The organism is Mycobacterium sp., from assembly GCF_032159775.1.
Classification (GTDB): Bacteria; Actinomycetota; Actinomycetes; order Mycobacteriales; family Mycobacteriaceae; genus Mycobacterium.
The window spans coordinates 25238-45217 of the sequence record NZ_JAVHWK010000139.1 but is presented as its reverse complement, the minus strand read 5'-3'; the positions used below and the strand labels follow the sequence as shown (position 1 = coordinate 45217).

At 67.2% G+C, this 19980-nt stretch carries 19 protein-coding genes; 15 read left to right on the top strand and 4 right to left on the bottom strand.

The features are described 5' to 3' along the window. The first annotated feature begins 25 nt into the window (after positions 1–25). Genes QOJ24_RS18825 through nicT form a run of 3 tightly spaced genes read left to right on the top strand, consistent with a single transcriptional unit; the run spans position 26 to position 2417 of the window. Positions 26–862, top strand: coding sequence for a methyltransferase domain-containing protein (locus QOJ24_RS18825; protein WP_526263923.1), 837 nt, complete (start codon positions 26–28; stop codon positions 860–862). A 50-nt stretch (positions 863–912) separates the two neighbouring features. After that, positions 913–1263, top strand: coding sequence for an ArsR/SmtB family transcription factor (locus QOJ24_RS18820; RefSeq protein ID WP_526263921.1), 351 nt, complete (start codon positions 913–915; stop codon positions 1261–1263). A gap of 56 nt (positions 1264–1319) precedes the next feature. After that, the gene (nicT, locus tag QOJ24_RS18815; protein ID WP_526263919.1) at positions 1320–2417 is read left to right on the top strand and encodes a Nickel transporter NicT; all 1098 of its coding nucleotides are present in this window, start codon (positions 1320–1322) and stop codon (positions 2415–2417) included. Between the two features lie 3 nt (positions 2418–2420). On the opposite strand, the gene mtr is transcribed toward nicT, so the two are convergent. Together mtr and QOJ24_RS18805 are read right to left on the bottom strand one after the other, a co-directional pair. After that, positions 2421–3833 (bottom strand): mycothione reductase, encoded by a 1413-nt coding sequence (gene mtr, locus QOJ24_RS18810; RefSeq protein ID WP_526263917.1) that lies wholly within the window; start codon positions 3831–3833, stop codon positions 2421–2423. Positions 3834–3838: 5 nt separating this feature from the next. After that, complete coding sequence (locus tag QOJ24_RS18805) at positions 3839–4855, bottom strand: alpha/beta hydrolase (RefSeq protein WP_526263915.1); 1017 nt, start codon at positions 4853–4855, stop codon at positions 3839–3841. A 101-nt stretch (positions 4856–4956) separates the two neighbouring features. On the opposite strand from QOJ24_RS18805, the gene QOJ24_RS18800 reads away from it, so the two are divergent. The 9 genes from QOJ24_RS18800 (at position 4957) to QOJ24_RS18760 (ending at position 16842) form a co-directional block, all read left to right on the top strand. Further along, the gene (locus QOJ24_RS18800) at positions 4957–5424 is read left to right on the top strand and encodes a GNAT family N-acetyltransferase (RefSeq protein ID WP_526263913.1); all 468 of its coding nucleotides are present in this window, start codon (positions 4957–4959) and stop codon (positions 5422–5424) included. Positions 5425–5429: 5 nt separating this feature from the next. Next, on the top strand, positions 5430–7265 hold the full coding sequence (locus QOJ24_RS18795) for a magnesium chelatase subunit D family protein (RefSeq protein WP_526264016.1): 1836 nt from the start codon (positions 5430–5432) through the stop codon (positions 7263–7265). A gap of 15 nt (positions 7266–7280) precedes the next feature. Further along, entirely contained in the window at positions 7281–7895 is a 615-nt protein-coding gene (gene cobO, locus QOJ24_RS18790; protein WP_526263911.1) for a cob(I)yrinic acid a,c-diamide adenosyltransferase, read from the top strand. After that, a complete protein-coding gene (locus QOJ24_RS18785; RefSeq protein WP_526263909.1) occupies positions 7889–9259 on the top strand; it encodes a cobyrinic acid a,c-diamide synthase CobB in 1371 nt (456 codons plus the stop codon). The genes cobO and QOJ24_RS18785 overlap by 7 nt, the downstream gene beginning before the upstream one ends. Continuing rightward, entirely contained in the window at positions 9256–10452 is a 1197-nt protein-coding gene (gene cobA / locus QOJ24_RS18780; protein WP_526263907.1) for a uroporphyrinogen-III C-methyltransferase, read from the top strand. Before QOJ24_RS18785 ends, cobA begins: the two co-directional genes overlap by 4 nt. A 33-nt stretch (positions 10453–10485) precedes the next feature. Beyond that, positions 10486–12066: an MFS transporter gene (locus QOJ24_RS18775; RefSeq protein WP_526263905.1), complete on the top strand. Its 1581-nt coding sequence runs from the start codon at positions 10486–10488 to the stop codon at positions 12064–12066. A 172-nt stretch (positions 12067–12238) separates the two neighbouring features. Further along, positions 12239–13678: an MFS transporter gene (locus QOJ24_RS18770; RefSeq protein ID WP_526264014.1), complete on the top strand. Its 1440-nt coding sequence runs from the start codon at positions 12239–12241 to the stop codon at positions 13676–13678. Positions 13679–13723: 45 nt separating this feature from the next. Then, positions 13724–15058 carry an adenylate/guanylate cyclase domain-containing protein gene (locus QOJ24_RS18765; RefSeq protein ID WP_526263903.1) on the top strand — a complete coding sequence of 445 codons (1335 nt, stop codon included), beginning with the start codon at positions 13724–13726 and terminating at the stop codon, positions 15056–15058. 38 nt (positions 15059–15096) lie between these two features. Beyond that, positions 15097–16842 (top strand): proline--tRNA ligase, encoded by a 1746-nt coding sequence (locus QOJ24_RS18760; protein ID WP_526263901.1) that lies wholly within the window; start codon positions 15097–15099, stop codon positions 16840–16842. Positions 16843–16844: 2 nt separating this feature from the next. On the opposite strand, the gene QOJ24_RS18755 is transcribed toward QOJ24_RS18760, so the two are convergent. Both QOJ24_RS18755 and QOJ24_RS18750 read right to left on the bottom strand, forming a co-directional pair. Continuing rightward, the gene (locus tag QOJ24_RS18755; protein ID WP_526263899.1) at positions 16845–17315 is read right to left on the bottom strand and encodes a ferritin-like domain-containing protein; all 471 of its coding nucleotides are present in this window, start codon (positions 17313–17315) and stop codon (positions 16845–16847) included. Then, positions 17312–17761 (bottom strand): hypothetical protein, encoded by a 450-nt coding sequence (locus QOJ24_RS18750; RefSeq protein WP_526264012.1) that lies wholly within the window; start codon positions 17759–17761, stop codon positions 17312–17314. Before QOJ24_RS18750 ends, QOJ24_RS18755 begins: the two co-directional genes overlap by 4 nt. Before the next feature lie 164 nt (positions 17762–17925). Here QOJ24_RS18750 and rimP point away from each other — a divergent pair, with 164 nt between their 5' ends. From rimP to QOJ24_RS18735, 3 genes are read left to right on the top strand one after another with little or no spacing between them, the layout of a single operon-like run. Next, the gene (gene rimP / locus QOJ24_RS18745; protein ID WP_526263897.1) at positions 17926–18483 is read left to right on the top strand and encodes a ribosome maturation factor RimP; all 558 of its coding nucleotides are present in this window, start codon (positions 17926–17928) and stop codon (positions 18481–18483) included. Beyond that, complete coding sequence (nusA, locus tag QOJ24_RS18740) at positions 18480–19523, top strand: transcription termination factor NusA (RefSeq protein WP_526263895.1); 1044 nt, start codon at positions 18480–18482, stop codon at positions 19521–19523. The genes rimP and nusA overlap by 4 nt, the downstream gene beginning before the upstream one ends. 49 nt (positions 19524–19572) lie before the next feature. Beyond that, on the top strand, positions 19573–19932 hold the full coding sequence (locus QOJ24_RS18735; protein WP_526263893.1) for a DUF448 domain-containing protein: 360 nt from the start codon (positions 19573–19575) through the stop codon (positions 19930–19932). Positions 19933–19980: the final 48 nt, after the last annotated feature.

Genomic DNA, 19980 nt, shown 5'->3' with positions numbered 1-19980 from the left:
TCATCGACTCGAACGAGCAACGGAGATGACCACTGTCGACGCAGACCGTGAACTCAAAGCGAAGCACCGCGCGCTGTGGGCCTCCGGGGACTACCCTGCGGTCGCGGCGGAGTTGATCCCCGGCTTCGGCGCCGAGATCGTGCGGGCGTGCGAAATTCAGGCCGGTGACCGTGTCCTCGACATCGCGGCCGGGTCGGGCAACGCGGCCATCCCGGCCGCCGAGGCGGGCGCCGTCGTCACCGCAAGCGACCTCACACCCGAGCTGTTCGACGCTGGCCGCCGCATCGCCTCGGCGCGCGGTGTCGAGCTGGAATGGGTGGAGGCCGACGCGGAGGCCCTGCCATTCGCGGACGACAGCTACGACGTCGTGATGTCCACCGTGGGTGTCATGTTCGCGCCGCATCATCAGGCGGCAGCAGACGAGCTGATCCGGGTGTGCCGTCCTGGCGGACGAATCGGCCTCATCAACTGGACACCGCAGGGTTTCGTCGGCAACTTGTTCAAGACGATGAAGCCGTACGCACCGCCGCCGCCGCCCGGGGCCAGCCCGGCGCCGCTCTGGGGCGAGGAGGACCATGTGCGCGAGCTGTTCGGCGACCGGGTTGCCAATCTGGAGATGCGCCGCCAGGAGGTCGTCATCGACCACAGCCCCAGTCCCCTGGACTTTCGGGAGTACTGGAAACGCAATTACGGCCCGACGGTTTCGACGTACAAGTTCAACGCCGAGAACTCAGAGCGGGTGGCCGACCTGGACCGGGATTTCCTGGCATTCCTCACCGAGTGGAACACGGCGGCAGAGCCGGGCAAAACGGCTTACCACGCTGAATACCTGCTCGTCACCGGCACGAAACGCGGCGGGTAGCTCGAGGAACCGTTGCGATCCAGCCGCTGGCCACCGGCGGCTGGATTACATTGTCAGCAGTGGAGAAGCCCGTGAAGCAGCTGGTGGAGCGTGCGTCATCGGCGCTGGCCGATGTCGACACCGCGGGCTGGACCTTGCGCTTCGACCTGTTGTCGGATCCCAACCGGCTGGGGATCCTGCTGTGCCTGCATCGGGCACCGGGGATCTGCGTCGGCGACTTGGCCGCCGCGCTCGGACGATCCGAAAATGCGGTCTCGCAAGCACTTCGGGTCCTTCGGCAACAGGGCTGGGTGAGTTCCACCCGTGTCGGCCGCGAGGTCAGCTACCGGCTCGAGGACGAGATCGTGCACGAGCTGTTGCACCGAATCGGTGCCAGGCACGCAGAGCACGCACACGATTGAAATATGAACATCTGTTCACCTAGACAGATGTTCCAATCGGCAATAGGCTCGGCCTGGTGAGCGCCGTCACGGATACCGAAACGACCGTCGCCAACCGATTCGACCGAACCGATTGGGCGACGATCGCCGCAATGGGCGCCGTCATCCTCGCCCTCCATGTCTTCGGCTGGGGTGTGCTCATCTTCGGCGTCGCGCCGCAACACATCACCCTGGGATCCGCAGGAGTGTTCGGGGTCGGAATCGGCGTGACGGCCTACCTGCTTGGCGTCCGGCATGCGTTCGACGCCGACCACATCGCCGTCATCGACAACACCACCCGCAAGCTGGTCGGGGAGCGAACCCGATCGACGTCCGCAGGCTTCTGGTTCTCGCTCGGCCATTCCAGCGTGGTGTTCGGGTTGGCGTTCCTGCTGGCGATCGGCGTGCGCGCCATCGTCGGACCGGTGCAGGACGAGGGTTCACCGCTGCTGCAAACGCTGGGCCTGGTCGGGTCCCTCGTCGCAGGCACGTTCCTCATCCTGATCGGGCTGTCGAACCTGTTCGCGGCGGTGGGCATCGCCAAGGTCTTCCGCCGGATGCGTAGCGGTGACTTCGACGAAGCGGAGTTGGAACGGCAACTAGAACAGCGAGGATTCCTCGCGCGTCTGTTCGCCAGGGTCATGCGTCGGGTGAGCAAGCCCTGGCACCTGTATGCGGTCGGGCTTCTCATGGGACTCGGCTTCGACACGGCCACCCAGGTGGCGCTGCTTGTGCTGGCCGCGGGGACGGCGGCGTTCACGCTGCCCTGGTACGCGATCCTTGTGCTCCCCGTATTGTTCGCCGCCGGGATGAGCCTGTTCGACGCGGTCGACGGGGTGCTGATGTCGCGGGCGTACGGTTGGGCGTTCCTCCAGCCGATCCGCAAGGTGTACTACAACCTGACGGTGACCGTGCTGTCGGTGGTCGTCGCGCTGGTTATCGGCGTCATCGTGCTGGCAGGACTCGTTGCCGATCGCCTCGGCGTCGAATCGGGTCCGCTGGCGGCAATCGGATCGGTGAACCTCGAGTTCGTCGGGTTCATGATCGTCGGGCTCTTCGTCGCCGCATGGGTTATCGCCCTTGCGGTTTGGCGGTTCGGACAGGTCGAGAAGCGCTGGATGCCCGCGCTCGAGTGAGGCCTAGTGCCTACGGGCCGGCGGCCAGGGCGGCTCGCCGCACAGTGTCAACAAGGCGTTCTCGATGAGCTCAGGCAGCGCCGGATGGATCCAGTACTGGCCGCGCGCCATGTCCTGACCCGCCAGGCCGAACGTCATCGCCTGGATGAGTGGCTGAATCAGTGACGACGCCTGATGCCCCATGATGTGCGCACCGAGGATCTTTCCGGAATCGGCTTCGACGATGATCTTCGCGATGCCGGTGGTGTCCTCCATCGCCCATCCGTAGGCCACGTCGCCATAGTCCTGCACCTTCGATCTGACGTTGTATCCCTGTGCGCGGGCTTGGTTTTCGGTAAGGCCGACCATCGCGATCTGTGGATCGGTGAAGACGGCCGACGGCACAAACCGGTGGTCGGACTGCTTGAGCTTGCTCGTGTCGTTCCAGTCGAGCAGCAGGTTCTCCTTGACCACCCGCATCTCGTGATTGGCGACGTGCTTGAGCTGGTAATCGGAGCTGACATCGCCGAGCGCGTAAATGCCTCGCGCCGTGGTGCGTTGGTACTCGTCGACGACGACGCTGCCGTCGCGAACCTCGACGCCGGCCAACTCCGCATCGAGCAGATCGCCGTTGGGAATTCGGCCGGTCGCCACCAAAACCGCGTCGGCCTGCAATGTCGCGCCGTTGTCCATCATCAGGGCGATATGCTCGCCGTTCTTGCTCGCGCCGACCACGTTGCAGTGGTTGTGGATCTCCCATTTCTTGGCCGCGATGTCGGTGAACCGCTCGCACACGGTGTCGTCACAATGCTTCAGCAGCGTGCCGCCACGGATGACCATCGACACGCGTGTGCCGAGCGCCGAGAAGGTGTGGGCGAACTCGGCGGCGACGAAGCCGCCACCGACGATGACAAGGTGCGACGGCAGGTCGCCGATCCGCATGATGGTGTCGCTGGTGTAGTAGTCGACGCCGCAGTTTCTGATGGCGTCGGGCACCGCGACGCGCGACCCTGCCGCGATCACCACCTGGTCCGCGGTGAACTGCTCGCCGGCGTCGGTGCGCAACGTGTAGCGACCGTCAGACGTCGGCTCACCGAAGCGGGTGTGGGTGTCGTACACCGTGATGTTGGGAGTCGAACGGCGATAGTTCTCACCGCCCATCGCGATCGGGTCGATACGTCCGAAGACCCGCGACACGATGTCGCTCCAGCGGACACCATCGAGCGTCGCGTCGACACCGAACCGCCCGGCCTCCCGAATGGTCTGCGCCACCTCGGCTGCATACACGAACATCTTGGTCGGGATGCAGCCGACGTTGAGGCACGTTCCACCGAAAATGCCCTGCTCGCATATGGCAACGCGTTTCTCGGCGTAGCGCTCGTCGAGAACCGAGTTGCCCGAGCCGGTACCGATGATCGCGATGTCGAAATGTTCCATCAGGCTCATCCTTGTTCGGATTGTGTTGACGCGCCCGCCGACTGCGACCATTCGGCGTACCAGTCCAGCCAGTTGCCCAGCTCGCCGAACGCGGCCGCGCGCGGCTCGGCCAACGACAGGAAGACGTCGTGTTTCGCGTCGGCGATGGGCACGACCGTGGTCCGGTTGCCGATGCAGCCCGCCCACCGCGCGATCTGCTCCACATCGAGGACGGCGTCGCCGCGCTGGATGAGCTCGGGATCGGGCACTTCGCTCACGCTGTGGTCCGAACGCAGGATCAGGTTCGGCACCCCGACGTCGAGCCCGCGGTGCAACCGTGCCTGTCCGCGCCTGATCGCGTTGATCCAACCGAACGTCACCGGAAAGCCGCCGACCGGCTTCCAGTCCAGGTCGTAATCGAACTCGCCGTGATAGTCGCGGTGCAGTGAGGTGCCATAGCCGCCTGCGGTCGGTGAGCGTGCCACCAGCTTCTTGCGGAAGCGCGATACCGCGCCGATGGCTGCGGTGCCGACGGTGCGCAGGACCGCCGGGCCCTGCAGGTCCAGCCACGGGCTGTTCAGGACAAGGCCGTTGGCGTGCCTGCCGGCGGTGGCGCCGCGACGCCGCAACCGGTCCAGCCACAGCGACACGATGAGACCGCCTGCCGAGTGCCCGTACAGCAGTACTTTCGCGCCGCCGGTGGCCGAGACGACGATGTCTATCGCACGCTCCAACTCGACGTCGTAATGGGACAGATCGGTGGTGAAGTGCGGAGTCTGGCCCTCCCGCCGGGACCGGCCGCACTTGTGCAGGTCGAGCGCATAGAAGGCAAAGCCACGCTTAATGAAGTAGTCGGCCACCTCGGTGTGGAAGAAGTAGTCGGTGAACCCGTGCACCAGCAGTACGGCGTGCCTGGCGGCGGTGTCCTGATCGCCTTCGCGAATCAGGGTGGCCACCAGGTCGCCCTCGCCGTCCGGATCGGGGCCGAGCGCCAGCGTCTGCTGCCAGTAGCCCGGCAGCACGTCGGGCTCCCAGGCAGTCACGTCAGCTACCTTAACCGCGACCTGGCAGCCCGGTTGGGGCCGATGTCCGCGGGATAACCTGGGCATCGTGTCCACGACGGTGCCTCAGCTATGAGCAGTACATGAGCATTGGGCTGCGCCGCGCCTGGGCCAAGGATCTCGACACCGCCACGCTCTACGAACTGCTCAAGCTGCGGGTCGAGGTGTTCGTCGTCGAGCAGGCGACGCCCTATCCGGAACTCGACGGCCGCGACCTGCTGGCCGAGACCCGGCACTTCTGGCTGGAGGACGCCGACGGCGAGGTGATCTGCACCCTGCGGCTGATGGAGGAACACTTCGGCGGCGGGAACGGGTTCCGCATCGGGCGTGTCTGCACCAAACGCACCGCGCGCGGCCACGGCCACGCGAATCGACTGCTGCGGGCGGCGCTGGCCGAGGTGGGCGACGACCCCTGCCGCATCGACGCCCAGACATACCTCGAAGACATGTACAAACAGCTCGGCTTCGTCCGCGACGGCGACGAGTTCCTCGACGACGGGATTCCGCACGTGCCGATGCTGCGCAGCCACACAGAGATCGAGCAGTCGTGACACCGATCTATCCATTCAGCGCCATCGTCGGTCACGATCGGCTGCGGCTGGCGCTGGTGCTGTGCGCGGTGCGGCCGGAGATCGGCGGCGTGTTGATCCGGGGCGAGAAGGGCACAGCGAAGTCGACCGCGGTCCGTGGTCTCGCAGCTGTGCTTTCTGCGGTTGATCAGGACTCGGCGCTCGTCGAGCTGCCCATCGGCGCCACCGAAGACCGCGTAGTCGGCTCGCTGGACCTGCAACGCGTTCTTCGCGACGGCGAACACGCGTTCTCGCCGGGCCTGCTTGCCCGCGCGCACGGCGGTGTTCTGTACGTCGACGAGGTCAACCTCCTGCATGACCACCTCGTCGACGTGCTGCTCGACGCCGCGGCGATGGGCCGGGTGCACATCGAACGCGACGGCGTCTCGCATAGCCATGAGGCCCGGTTCGTGTTGATCGGCACGATGAATCCCGAAGAGGGCGAGCTGCGGCCGCAGCTGCTGGACCGGTTCGGGCTGACGGTGGACGTGCGGGCGTCGCGCGACGTCGACGTGCGGGCCGACGTGATCCGCACCCGGCTGGCGTTCGAGGCCGACCCGGCGGCCTTCGTCGCCTCATACGCCGAGCATGATGCCGACCTTGCCCGCCGCATCGCCGCGGCCCGCGAATCCGTTGGCGGTGTGGTGCTGCCGGACGACGAATTGCGCCGCATCGCTGCGCTCTGCGCGGCATTCGACGTCGACGGGATGCGCGCGGACCTGGTGGTGGCGCGCACCGCGGTCGCGCACGCAGCGTGGCGCGGATCCGACACCGTCGGTGAAGAGGACATCCGGGTGGCCGCCGAGCTGGCGCTACCGCACCGGCGCAGGCGCGACCCGTTCGACGATCCCGGTCTGGATCCCCAACAGCTCGATGACGCGATGGCGCAGACGCAGCAGCAGCCCGACGATGACGGTCCCGATCCGGAGCCGGAGCCGCCAAACGGCGGAGGCACGTCGCAAACCGATTCCGAACAGCCCGCGCCGCAAGGTAATTCGGCACCGAAGTCACGCCCCAGCGCGGCTCCCTCCGGCGTCTTCCGGACCCGGACGCTGGTAGTGCCCGGCGTGGGGGAGGGCGCACCTGGCCGGCGGTCGCGTGCGCGCAATCGCACTGGAACGACCGTGTCCTCGACAACGGAGCCCGAAGAAGGTCACGGTGTGCACATCTTTGCGACACTGCTGGCGGCGGCGCGTCGACAGCAGCGACCGGGCCGTCCGCGTCCGGAAGCCGATGACGTCCGCCGGGCCATTCGGGAAGGCCGCGAAGGCAATCTGGTGATCTTCGTCGTCGACGCGTCGGGCTCGATGGCGGCACGTGATCGGATGGCGGCGGTCAGTGGCGCGGCGCTGTCGCTGTTGCGCGATGCCTATCAGCGTCGCGACAAGGTCGCGGTGATCACGTTCCGCGCGCAGCAGGCCTCGGTCTTGCTGCCGCCGACGTCGTCGGTACACATCGCGAGCCGCAGGCTGGCGCGGTTCGACACGGGCGGGAAAACGCCTCTGGCGCAGGGGCTGTTGGCGGCTCGCGACGTGGTGGTGCGGGAGAAGGCGCGCGATCGCGCGCGGCGCAGCCTTGTGGTGGTCCTCACCGACGGACGGGCCACCGGTGGACCCGACCCGCTGGGCCGGGCGCGGGTCGCCGCTGCGCGGCTGGTCGCCGAGGGCGCCGCTGCCGTGGTCGTCGACTGCGAAACTTCCTATGTGCGGCTAGGTTTGGCCGAGGAGCTGGCGATGCAGCTCGGCGCGCCTTCGGTGCGGCTCTCGCAGCTACGGGCCGACGCATTGACGCAGATCGTCCGGACGCAGTCCAGCGCCGCATAAGAGAGGACCCAACAGATGCCGCAGGGCCGTCCGCTCGCCGTCCCCGACGACGGCCTGTCCACCCGCGCTCGCCGCAATGCGCCGCTGCTGGCCGTGCACACCGGTGCGGGCAAGGGAAAGTCGACAGCCGCGTTCGGGATGGCGCTGCGGGCCTGGAACCAGGGTTTCGACGTCGCGGTGTTCCAGTTCGTCAAGAGCGCCAAATGGAAAGTCGGCGAGGAGGCGGCTTTTCGTGAGCTCGGCCGGCTGCACGACGAGCACGGCGTCGGCGGAGCCGTCGAATGGCACAAGATGGGGTCCGGCTGGTCGTGGTCGCGCAAGGCGGGCACCGAAGTCGACCATGCCGCGGCCGCGGCCGACGGTTGGGCCGAGATCGCCGCGCGGCTCGCGGCGCAGCGGCACGACTTCTATGTGCTCGACGAGTTCACCTACCCGATGAAATGGGGCTGGGTCGCCGTCGACGACGTAATCGCCACCCTGACGTCGCGACCGGGCACCCAGCACGTCGTGATCACCGGTCGCGACGCGCCGCAGCCCCTACTGGACGCCGCGGACCTTGTCACCGAGATGATCAAGGTCAAACACCCGATGGACGCGGGCCGCAAGGGCCAGAGGGGCATCGAATGGTGACCCCGGCTGTGGTGATCGCCGCCCCCGCGTCGGGCACCGGAAAGACCACGGTCGCAACAGGTTTGATCGGCGCCCTGCGGCAGGCGGGACATCTGGTCGCGCCCTTCAAGGTCGGTCCCGACTACATCGACCCCGGCTATCACGCGTTGGCGGCGGGCAGACCCGGTCGCAACCTCGACTCGGTGTTGGTCGGTGACGAACTGATCGGACCGCTCTATCGGCACGGGAGCGACGGCTGCGACATCGCCGTGATCGAAGGCGTCATGGGGCTGTTCGACGGCCGCATCGACGACGCCATGACCGGCCCCGCAGCCGGGTCGACCGCCCAGGTGGCCGCGCTGCTCGGCGCTCCGGTGATCCTCGTCGTCGACGCCAGGGGCCAGAGCCACAGCTTGGCCGCGCTGCTGCAGGGCTTCTCGACGTTTCACGACTCGACCCAAATCGCCGGGGTGATCCTCAACCGTGTCGGCTCATCGCGCCATGTGGAGGTGCTGCGTCAAGCGTGCGAGCACGCGGGCGTACCGGTACTCGGAGCATTGCCGCGAACCGCTGAATTGGCGATTCCGTCACGGCATCTGGGCCTGGTGACCGCAGTGGAGCACGGTCGAGACGCCCGCGCCGCGGTCGACGCGATGACGTCGCTGGTCGCCGCGCACGTCGACCTGCCGGGCGTCGTCGCCACGGCGGGCGGACACGTCGCGGCGCAACCGTGGAGCCCCGAGAACGCCGTCGGCAGCCGCACGGCCGACGGGATCACCGTTGCCCTCGCGGCGGGCAAAGCGTTCAGCTTCAGCTACGCCGAACACGCCGAACTGCTCAGCGCGGCAGGCGCCGACGTCGTCGAGTTCGACCCGCTGACCGAACAGTTGCCGCCCGGCACCGCAGCGCTTGTGCTGCCCGGCGGATTCCCCGAGGAGTTCAGCACCGAATTGTCCGCCAACGACCGAGTTCGGCGTCAGATCGCAGCGCTGGCTGCAGCGGGTGCGCCCGTGCACGCCGAGTGCGCGGGCCTGACGTATCTGGTGGAAGAGCTCGACGGCTATCCGATGTGCGGTGTGCTTGCGGGCACGGCACGGTTCACCGACAGGCTGACACTGGCCTACCGAAACGCCGCCGCCGCAGCGGACTCGTCGCTGTACGGGGCGGGAGAGCGCGTCGTCGGCCATGAATTCCACCGCACCACAGTGACGTTCGCCGACAGCTACCAGCCGGCCTGGGTGTACCGGGGCCACGACGTCGCCGCGATACGCGACGGCGCGGTGCGCGGCGGTGTGCACGCGAGCTATCTGCACACCCACCCGGCGGGTCGGCCACATGCGACAACTCGCTTCGTCGCCGCGGCAACCTCTAGGCTCGCCGGGTGACCGATAACCCGTACCTCGTAGGCCTGCGCCTTGCAGGCAAGAAGGTCCTCGTTGTCGGCGGTGGCAGCGTCGCCCAGCGCCGCATACCGCTCCTGATAGCCACCGGCGCGGACGTGCACGTCATCTCCAGGTCGGCCACGCCGGCCGTCGAGGCGATGAGCGGAATCACGTTGACGCTGAGGCCCTTTGAGGAGGGCGACCTGGACGGCGCGTGGTACGTCATCGCCGCCACCGACGATCCGGACGTCAACGCCGCCGTTGTGGACGAGGCCGAACGCCAGCGGATCTTCTGCGTCCGTGCCGATGCCGGACGGGAGGGCACCGCGGTCACACCTGCGACATTCGACTACGAGGGCCTCGCGGTCGGTGTGTTGGCAGGCGGTGATCACCGTCGCTCAGCTGCGATCCGGTCGGCGATTCACGAGGCGTTCCAGCAGGGCCTGATCACCGGCGAAGCGCCCGGCGTCGTGCACGGCGGAGTGGCCTTGGTCGGCGGCGGGCCTGGCGACCCCGAACTGATCACCGTCCGCGGCCGACGGCTGCTCGCCAACGCCGACGTGGTGGTCGCCGACCGGCTCGCGCCACCGGAGCTGCTGGCAGAACTGCCCCCGCACGTCGAGGTGATCGACGCGGCCAAGATCCCCTACGGCCGGGCGATGGCGCAGGACGCGATCAACGCGGTACTCATCGAGCGGGCGAAAGAGGGCAAGTTCGTCGTCCGGCTCAAGGGCGGGGATCCGTTCGTCTTCGCGCGCGGCTACGAAGAGGTGATCGCCTGCACCGACGCCGGCATTCCGGTCACCGTTGTGCCGGGTGTGACAAGTGCCATAGCGGTTCCCGCGTTGGCAGGCGTTCCGGTCACCCATCGAGCCATCACGCACGAGTTTGTGGTGGTCAGCGGTCATGTTGCGCCAGGGCACCCCGAATCGTTAGTGAAATGGGATGCGCTGGCCGCGATGTCGGGCACGATCGTCTTGCTGATGGCCGTCGAGCGCATCGAACAATTCGCCGAAGTTCTGCTGCATGGCGGCCGACCTGCGGATACACCCGTGCTGGTGGTCCAGCACGGCACCACGGCGGCCCAACGAACGCTGCGCACGACCCTCGGCGACGCGCCAGAGGACATCCGATCCGAGGGCGTCAGACCTCCCGCAATCATCGTTATCGGGCCCGTGGCGGCCTTCGGCGGTTAAAGGGATCTTAAGATTACTGTAAGGTAACCACCTATGACGGCTCTCAATGATTCAGAGCGCGCCGCCATCCGCCGTGACGCTCAAGGCGGCACTGATCGGGCGCTCCCGGAGCAGGCAAAGCCCTCCGCAGTAGCGAGAACCAGCAGGTCCCCCGAGTGGCTGCCCTCTCGCCGCTTCATCGCCGCGGTCATTGCGATCGGCGGCATGCAGCTGCTGGCAACCATGGACAGCACGGTCGCGATCGTTGCGCTTCCTAAGATCCAAGACGAGCTGAGCCTCTCGGATGCGGGCCGCAGCTGGGTCATCACCGCCTATGTCCTGACCTTCGGCGGTCTGATGCTGCTCGGTGGCCGCCTCGGCGACACCATCGGCCGCAAACGCACCTTCATCGTCGGCGTCGCGTTGTTCACCATCGCGTCGATCCTGTGCGGTGTGGCGTGGGACGAGACCACGCTGGTCATCGCCCGCCTGCTGCAGGGTGTCGGCGCGGCGATCGCGTCGCCGACGGGTCTGGCACTGATCGCCACCACCTTCCCCAAGGGTCCGGCCCGCAATGCGGCCACCGCTGTGTTCGCCGCCATGACCGGCGTCGGGTCCGTCATGGGCCTGATCCTCGGTGGAGCGTTGACCGAGGTGTCGTGGCGGTTGGCGTTCCTGGTCAACGTGCCGGTCGGCCTGGTGATGATCTATCTGGCCCGCACCACGCTGCGCGAGACGCACAAGGAGCGGTTGAAGCTGGACGCCACCGGGGCGATCCTCGCGACGCTGGGCTGTACCGCGGCGGTCTTCGGGTTCACCCAGGGCCCTGAGAACGGCTGGCTGGAGCCGATCACCATCTGTTCGCTGGCCGCCGCTGCGGTGTTCCTCATCGCATTCCTGATCGTCGAGCGCACCGCGGAAAACCCCGTCGTCCCGTTCGACCTGTTCAAGGACCGCAACCGGGTGGCCACCTTCGCCGCGGTGTTCCTGGCCGGCGGGGTGATGTTCACCCTGACGGTGCTGATCGGCCTCTACGTTCAGGACATCCTGGGCTACAGCGCGTTACGTGCAGGGATCGGCTTCATCCCGTTCGTCATCGCGCTCGGCATCGGCCTGGCGGTGTCCTCACAGTTGGTGTCGATGTTCAGCCCCCGGGTGCTGACGATCGCGGGTGGCATCCTGGTGCTCGGCGCCATGATCTACGGGTCGACGCTGCACCTCGGGATCCCGTACTTCCCCGATCTGGTGCTACCGATCACCATTGGCGGTTTCGGTATCGGCATGATCGTCGTCCCGCTGACCGTCTCGGCCATCGCGGGCGTCGGCTTCGACCAGATCGGCCCGGTCTCGGCGATCGCGCTGATGCTGCAGAACCTCGGCGGCCCGATCGTGCTCGCAATCGTCCAGGCCGTCATCACGTCGCGGACCCTGTACTTGGGCGGCACCACCGGCCCGGTGAAGAACATGGACTCGGTGCAACTGCACGCCCTCGACCAGGGCTACACCTACGGTCTGCTCTGGGTCGCCGCCGTCGCGGTGATCGTCGGCGTCGTTGCGTTGTTCATCGGCTACACCGCGGATCAGGTGGCGCACGCGCAGGAAGTCAAGGACGCGATCGACCACGGAGAGCTGTAGTCGCGATTTCGGCGCGCTCGCGTGCGCTCAGCGTCGATGAGCGCGCCCAAATCGCTTCTCTGTAGGCTGGCAATCCATGTCTGCGGCCGGTGGTTCCAACGAGTCCACAGATCCCTTCCGGCAGCGTCTGACAACGCACGTTCTCGGTATCGCGATCTTCGCGATAACCGGCATGCAGTTGATGGCGACGCTCGACGGCACCATCGTGATTGTCGCGCTGCCGCGGCTGCAGGCCGATCTCGACCTGTCCGACGCGGCCAAGAGCTGGGTCATCACCGCCTACGTGCTGACGTTCGGCGGCCTGCTGCTGATCGGCGGTCGGGTCGGCGATGCGATCGGGCACAAACGGGCGTTCCTGTCGGGCGTCGGCGTGTTCACGATCGCATCGCTGGTGTGCGGCCTGGCCACCGACGGCGTCACGCTGATCATCGCCCGAGCGGTGCAGGGCACCGGCGCAGCCATCGCGGCGCCGACCGGGCTGGCCTTGATCGCCACCACCTACGCCGTCGGCCATGCCCGCAACCGCGCCTTCGCGGTATCGGCCGCCATGCAGGCCTCGGGCTCCGTGCTGGGGCTGGTGCTCGGCGGCGCGCTGACCGTCATCTCGTGGCGGCTGGCATTCCTGATCAACATCCCCATCGGGATCGTCATCATCTGGATCGCCGTCACCCGGCTCGCCGAGACACACCATGAGCGGCTCAAACTGGACGTCGCAGGGGCCGCGCTGGCGACGCTGGCCTGCACGTCGGCGGTGCTGGTGTTCACCCAGGGACCGGCCCGTGGCTGGATCGACCCGTGGGTGATCGGTGCAGGTGTCGTGGCCGTGGTCTTTCTCGCCGCGTTCCTGCTCGTCGAACGGACCGCCGAGCATCCCATCGTGCCGTTCTCGGTGTTCGACAACCGCAGCCGCGTCATGACGTTCGTTTCACTGTTCATGGCGGGCGGGGTGATGCTGACCGCGACCGTGATCATCGGGCTCTACGTCCAGGACGTGATGGGTTATTCGGCGTTGCGCGCGGGGGTCGCCTTCCTGCCGTTCGCGGGGGCGTTCGGGTTGGGCACCCTGCTCGCGACGCACGCTGCGCCGCGCATCGCCCCGCGGTGGCTGATCATCGGATGCGGGACGCTGGTGCTCGCGGCCATGCTGTACGGCTCGACGCTGGACCGATCGATTTCGTACTTTCCCGACTTCGTCGTGCTGATCGTGGTGGGTGGCTTCGGAATCGGCGTCATCTCGGTAGTCCTGCCGCTGTGCGCGGTAGCAGAGGTCGGCCCGCGGGAGATCGGGCCGGTGTCGGCGATCCAGCTGATGGTCTACAACCTCGGCGGACCCTTGGTGCTGGTGGTGATTCAGGCCGTCATCACGTCGCGGACGCTGTATTTGGGCGGCACCACGGGACCGGTCGCCGACATGACGCCAAGCCAGCTCGACGCGCTGGACGCCGGCTACACCTACTCACTTCTGTGGGTCGCCGGAATCGCAATAGTTGTCGGCGCCGCGGCGCTCGGCATCGGTTTCAGCGCACGGCAGATCGCGGCCGCACAACACACGCGCGAGGCGTTCGAGGCCGGCGAACTGGATTCCGACGAGTTGGAATCGGACGAGGTGTAGTCCGAATGCCCGTCGCCACAGGGTGTCCATGACAAACTTTGCTCCGTGAGCGTCGGTCGCGTCAGATATGCGCGCAATGGGGACATCCGGCTCGCCTATCGGGTGATGGGAGAAGGAGACATTCCCATCGTGCTGGTCCCGGGCTGGGTCAGCAACGTCGATCTCTACGACGACCCGACGAGCGTGTATTCGGGCATCGCCGAGCGGCTCAGTCGAAACACCCGGCTGGTGGTCTGGGACAAGCGTGGCACCGGGCTCTCGGACCCCGTGACCCACGTGCCGCCGATCGACGAGCGGATGGACGATCTGCGCGCTGTTCTCGACGCCGCCGACGTCGACTTTCCGGCGCTGTTCGGCATCTCCGAGGGTGGTCCGATGAGCATCGTGTTCGCTGCGACCTATCCCGACCGTGTCCGTTCGCTCGTGCTGGCAGGCACCACCGCCCGGTTCTCCCAGGACCTGCCGGATCGCCCGTGGGGATTCACCCCGGAACAAATTGCCGCGGGCTACGAAGAGGTCGAAAACCATTGGGGCGAAGGTGCTTTGGCGGAACTATTCTTCGGGCCGGTGGCCGACATTCCCGGTGTGCGGGATATGTGGGGTAAAGAGCAGCGCGCCTCCGCGAGTCCGCTGATGGCGCGACTCATGTGGCAGGCCGTGGCCGAGATCGACGTGCGCGGCGTGCTGGGTAGCGTCCGCACACCCACTCTTGTGCTGACGCGTCGGGGGGACCGCATCGCGGCCTTCGAGGGTGCCGTGGAGTTGGCGGAGCGCATCCCCAACGCCGAACTACAGGAATTCGCGCCCGGCGAACACTATGCGAGCGACCTGGTCGACCTGTTCTCGGAGGCCGTACTCAAATTCGTTGGTCAGCAAGCGGATGCGGAGCCCGCCGACCGGGTGCTGAGCACAGTCCTGTTCACCGACATCGTCGGCTCGACGGAACTGCTTGCCGCCGGCGGTGACGAGCACTGGCGTCGAGCGCTCGACGATCACGACCGGCTGGTGGACAACGTGCTGTCGAGGTACGGCGGCCGCCGCGCCAAGCACACCGGCGACGGGGTGTTCGCGTTGTTCGACGGGCCCACGAAGGCCGCCCGCTGCGGGCTGGACCTGGTGCCCGCGCTGGCCACCCACGGCATCCCGATCCGCGCAGGAGTGCACATCGGCGAGTGCGAGAAGCGCGGCGACGAGTGGAGCGGCATGGCCGTGCACGTCGGTGCCCGCATCGGCGCGATGGCGGGTGCGGGCGAGGTGCTGACCAGCCGCACCGTGCGCGACCTCTCGGCAGGATCGGGCCTGGTGTTCGAGGGCATCGGACTGCACCGTCTCAAGGGACTGCCCGAGGACACCGAGGTTTTCCGCGTCAAGGTTGCCTGAATCGTCGCCGGCAAAAGCGCTCACTAAGCTTGCGGGCTGTGATCACCCGCATGTCCGAGCTGTTCCTGCGAACGCTGCGCGACGACCCAGCCGACGCCGAAGTCCCCAGCCACAAGCTGCTGATCCGCGCGGGCTACGTCCGTCCGGTCGGTCCCGGGCTCTACAGCTGGCTGCCACTGGGGCTGCGGGTGCTGCGCAACGTCGAGCGCGTCGTCCGCAACGAGATGAATGCGATTGGCGGACAGGAGATCCTGTTTCCGGCACTTCTGCCACGCGGCCCGTACGAGACGACGAACAGGTGGACTGAGTACGGCGACGGTGTGTTCCGGCTGAAGGACCGCCGCGACAACGACTATCTGCTCGGGCCCACCCACGAGGAACTGTTCACGCTGACATTGAAGGGGGAGTACAGCAGCTACAAGGACTTCCCGGTGCTGCTGTACCAGATCCAGACGAAATACCGTGACGAGGCGCGGCCGCGGGCGGGCATCCTGCGCGGGCGCGAGTTCGTCATGAAGGACTCCTACTCGTTCGATGTCGACGACGACGGGCTTCGGGCGGTCTACCACCGCCATCGCGACGCCTACCAGCGCATCTTCAATACGCTCGATATCCGCTACGTCATTGTCTCGGCGGTGTCGGGCGCGATGGGCGGCAGCGCGTCGGAGGAGTTCCTCGCCGAGAGCGAGGTCGGCGAGGACACGTTCGTGCGCTGCCTGCAGTCCGGTTACGCCGCCAACGTCGAGGCCGTCGTGACCGCGGCACCCGAGGCGCCGGCCATCGACGGGCTGCCCGAGGCCAAGGTGCACGACACTCCTGACACCCCGACCATCGCCACGCTGGTCGACTGGGCCAACACCGTGGACCTGGGACGGGAGATCACCGCAGCCGACACCCTGAAGAACGTCCTGCTCAAGACCCGTCAGCCCGGCGGCGAATGGGAACTCCTGGCCGTCGGTGTGCCGGGTGACCGTGAAGTCGACGAGAAGCGACTCGGCGCCGCGCTCGATCCCGTCGAGTACGCCCTCCTCGACGATGCGGACTTCGCAAGAAACCCGTTTCTGGTGAAGGGTTATGTCGGTCCGAAAGCGCTGCGGGACAACGGTGTTCGATATCTGGTCGATCCCCGGATTGTGACGGGTACGTCGTGGATAACCGGCGCCGACGCACCCAACAGACATGTCGTGGGCCTGGTCATGGGGCGCGACTTCACCGCCGACGGCACCATCGAGGCGGCCGAGGTGCGTGACGGCGATCCGTCGCCGGACGGGGCAGGCCCGTTGGTGTCCGCCCGCGGCATCGAGATCGGCCACATCTTCCAGCTCGGCCGCAAGTACACCGACGCCTTCGCCGTCGACGTCCTCGGTGAGGACGGAAAACCCATCCGGCCGACCATGGGCTCATACGGCATCGGGGTGTCCCGGCTGGTCGCGGTGATCGCCGAGCAGCATCACGACGACCTCGGGCTGAGTTGGCCGTCGTCGGTGTCGCCGTTCGACGCGCACGTCGTGATCGCCAACAAGGACGAGGCCGCCCGCGCGGGCGCGGGCGCGCTGGCCGCCGAACTGGACCGGCTCGGGGTCGAGGTGTTGCTCGACGATCGCAAGGCGTCGCCTGGAGTGAAGTTCAAGGACGCCGAACTGCTTGGCATGCCATGGATCGTGGTGGTCGGCCGCGGCTGGGCCGAGGGTGTGGTGGAGCTGCGCAACCGGCGTAGCGGTGAGGCGCGCGAAATCGCCGTCGACGGCGCGGCCGCCGAGATCGCCGCGGCGCTCGCGGGCTAGCGCTACTCAGATCCGCCGGGGAAGGCCACGGTGATCGGCTCAACGCCGAGCACCTGGCTCCAGCGCGCAGCCGTGACGGCCGTCTGCGTCAACGCCTGCACCGCGAAGCCGCGCTCCTGCGTCGTGGTGGCCTGTTCGACCACCGCCCGCCACGCCACCGAGGCGTCCTCTTCCATGCGCACCGCGAGGTTTGCCGCGTCGGTCGGGTTGTCCAGCTGCGTCGGCACCTGATAGCCGGCGGCGGGCAGCGGCGGGTCGGCGCCGCGGCCCGTGAGCATCTCGATGGCGGCCTCGCGGCGTTCGCGATGCTCCGACATCGCGGCCGCCACCAAGTCGTTTTCCTCAGGAGTGGAGTGCGCCGACACCAGCCCGTAGCCGTAGATGACCGAGTGCTCGGTTGCCACGGCGTCGAAAAGAGCTGCGACGTCGGCGTCGGGTGGCCGAGACGGGCCGGTCGGCTCAACTGAGGTCACGCGAGTGCCACCGTGTAGGCCGCCGTGCAGGACGCGGAGATAGAGCCGAGCAACCCTGCTCGGTAGCCGGACAGCTGGGCAGCCGTCTGGGCTGCGCTGTCCGCCGACGTTCGCAACGCTGCGACGACGTCCTTTGCCGTCGGCGTGGTCGCCTGCTCGATGCTGGTCGTCGTCGTGGTCGGCGACGACGTCGTCGGCTCACCGGTCAGCCGGGCGATCTCATCGGACAGCGCTTCGGCGTGTTTGGACCGCTCGGACGAGACGGCGGCCAGCGCCGGCCGCACCGCGGGATTGGCTGCGGTGGCGGCGTCACTGGCCAGCCGGCTGTCGCTGCGCGCCATATCGAGCTGTGTCATGAGGTCGTCGAGGTCCGGCGGCGGCGGTGGCTTGCCGCACGCGGCGGCGGTTGCTCCAAGCGCCGCCAGCGCCACCGTTCCGAGCAGCATGCGCCGTCTGCTGAAGGCGGGAAGGGCACTCGACACGACGCCATCCTGCCATTGCCGAAACCGGCTCTGTGTATTCGCTGGGCACGGCTGGCCGATTGCGGTTCGCCAGATGTTCACTGGCGTATCGTGGCTCCGTCGGGACAATTCAACATGAGGAGCTCGCCGTGGCATCGGATCCGCAGCTGCGGTCTGCGAGATTGCCCTCGCAGCAGCAGGTGATCGAGCTACTCGACGGCGAGTTCGCGCGCGCAGGATACGAAATCGAAGACGTCACCATCGACGCACGCGCGCGTCCGCCCCGCATCACCGTGATTGCCGACGGGGATGAGGGCCTCGACCTGAATTCGATCGCCGCGCTTTCCCGGTCCGCATCCGAATTGCTGGACACCGTGGACGCTTCGACATCCGGTTCGGAGTATGTGCTCGAGGTGACCTCACGGGGTGTGGACCGGCCGCTCACCGCGGAGAAGCACTACCGGCGGGCACGCGGCCGCAAGGTCGAGGTGACGCTGTCGGACGGTTCGCTGCTCACCGGCAGGCTCGGAGAGACCCGCGACGGCGCTGTGCACCTTGTGGTGCCGCAAGGGACGAGGGGGGACTACTCCGTCCGCGAGCTGCCGCTGGAAGGGATCACCAAAGCCGTTGTCCAGGTGGAGTTTTCAACGCCGAACCAGCGGGAACTCGACCTGGCCGGCGATACGGGGAAGGGGGCTGGAGCATGAATATCGACATGGCCGCACTGCACGCCATCGAGGCCGACAAGGGCATCACGGTCGATGTCGTCGTCGACACCATCAAGTCCGCGTTGCTCACCGCCTACCGCCACACCGAGGGCCACCAGGCCGACGCGCGCATCGAGATCGACCGCAAGACCGGCATGGTCCAGGTGCTGGCGCGCGAGACAGACGAAGACGGCAACGTGCTCAGCGAATGGGACGACACCCCAGAGGGTTTCGGCCGTATCGCGGCTACCACCGCGCGACAGGTCATCCTCCAGCGGCTGCGCGACGCCGAAAACGAGAAGAATTACGGCGAGTTCTCCACCCGCGAGGGCGAGATCGTCGGCGGTGTCATCCAGCGCGACAGTCGCGCCAACGCCCGTGGCCTCGTCGTGGTCAGGATGGGTAGCGAGACGAAGGGCTCCGAGGGGGTCATTCCGGCAGCCGAGCAGGTCCCCGGTGAGAGCTACGAACACGGCGACCGGCTGCGTTGCTACGTCGTCGGCGTCAGTCGCGGTGCCCGTGAACCCCTGATCACCCTGTCGCGGACACACCCCAACCTGGTCCGCAAACTGTTCTCGCTCGAGGTGCCCGAGATCGCAGACGGTTCGGTCGAGATCGTCGCGGTGGCCCGTGAGGCAGGCCATCGCTCCAAAATCGCGGTCACCTCGCGGGTGCCCGGGCTCAACGCCAAGGGTGCCTGCATCGGGCCGATGGGCCAGCGGGTGCGCAACGTGATGAGCGAACTGTCCGGCGAGAAGATCGACATCATCGACTACGACGAGGACCCGGCCAAGTTCGTCGCTAACGCCCTCTCACCGGCCAAGGTGGTGTCGGTGCAGGTCATGGACGAGGCTGCCCGCGCGGCTCGGGTGGTGGTACCCGATTTCCAGCTGTCGCTGGCCATCGGCAAGGAGGGCCAGAACGCCCGGCTCGCGGCACGGTTGACCGGCTGGCGCATTGATATCCGCAGCGACGCACCGGCCGAACAGGACAGTCCGCCCGCTCCGGACGCGACACACGGCGCTGTGCACGACCGATAGCCGTCTGCAGCCGGTTCGGTCCGCAGGAGCTCAGACGGTAGACTCAGGCGTGATCCAGCGCGAGACTTCGGCTTCGCCGCATCGAAATACGGATGGACCCGTACGGACGTGCGTCGGCTGCCGGAAGCGAGAGCTGGCCGTCGAACTGCTTCGGGTGGTTGCTCGCAACATCGGGAATGGCGATTGTGCCGTGACCGTTGACGCAGCAGGTAACCTGCCTGGGCGGGGTGCATGGTTGCATCCTGACCAGCAGTGTTTGCACGCAGCAATCCGGCGGCGAGCATTCGCTCGAGCGTTGCGCATCACCGGCTCACCGGATACATCCGCGGTGCTGGCGTACTTCGAAGCACTCGAAGTGCCCCAGGGCCCGGCAAGAGAACAGGTAGCGAAGAACATGAGCACACCGTGAAGTTCAGACGATGACCATGCGTCATAGCTAAACCCGAGGCGCGGCCCT

Excerpts from the sequence above, each read along its gene's own strand:
- QOJ24_RS18825 (WP_526263923.1), top strand. The coding sequence starts at position 26 with ATGACCACTGTCGACGCAGACCGTGAACTCAAAGCGAAGCACCGCGCG.
- mtr (WP_526263917.1), bottom strand. The coding sequence starts at position 3,833 with ATGGAACATTTCGACATCGCGATCATCGGTACCGGCTCGGGCAACTCG.
- QOJ24_RS18800 (WP_526263913.1), top strand. The coding sequence starts at position 4,957 with ATGAGCATTGGGCTGCGCCGCGCCTGGGCCAAGGATCTCGACACCGCC.
- cobO (WP_526263911.1), top strand. The coding sequence starts at position 7,281 with ATGCCGCAGGGCCGTCCGCTCGCCGTCCCCGACGACGGCCTGTCCACC.
- QOJ24_RS18785 (WP_526263909.1), top strand. The coding sequence starts at position 7,889 with ATGGTGACCCCGGCTGTGGTGATCGCCGCCCCCGCGTCGGGCACCGGA.
- QOJ24_RS18775 (WP_526263905.1), top strand. The coding sequence starts at position 10,486 with ATGACGGCTCTCAATGATTCAGAGCGCGCCGCCATCCGCCGTGACGCT.
- QOJ24_RS18770 (WP_526264014.1), top strand. The coding sequence starts at position 12,239 with ATGCAGTTGATGGCGACGCTCGACGGCACCATCGTGATTGTCGCGCTG.
- QOJ24_RS18750 (WP_526264012.1), bottom strand. The coding sequence starts at position 17,761 with ATGCTGCTCGGAACGGTGGCGCTGGCGGCGCTTGGAGCAACCGCCGCC.
- nusA (WP_526263895.1), top strand. The coding sequence starts at position 18,480 with ATGAATATCGACATGGCCGCACTGCACGCCATCGAGGCCGACAAGGGC.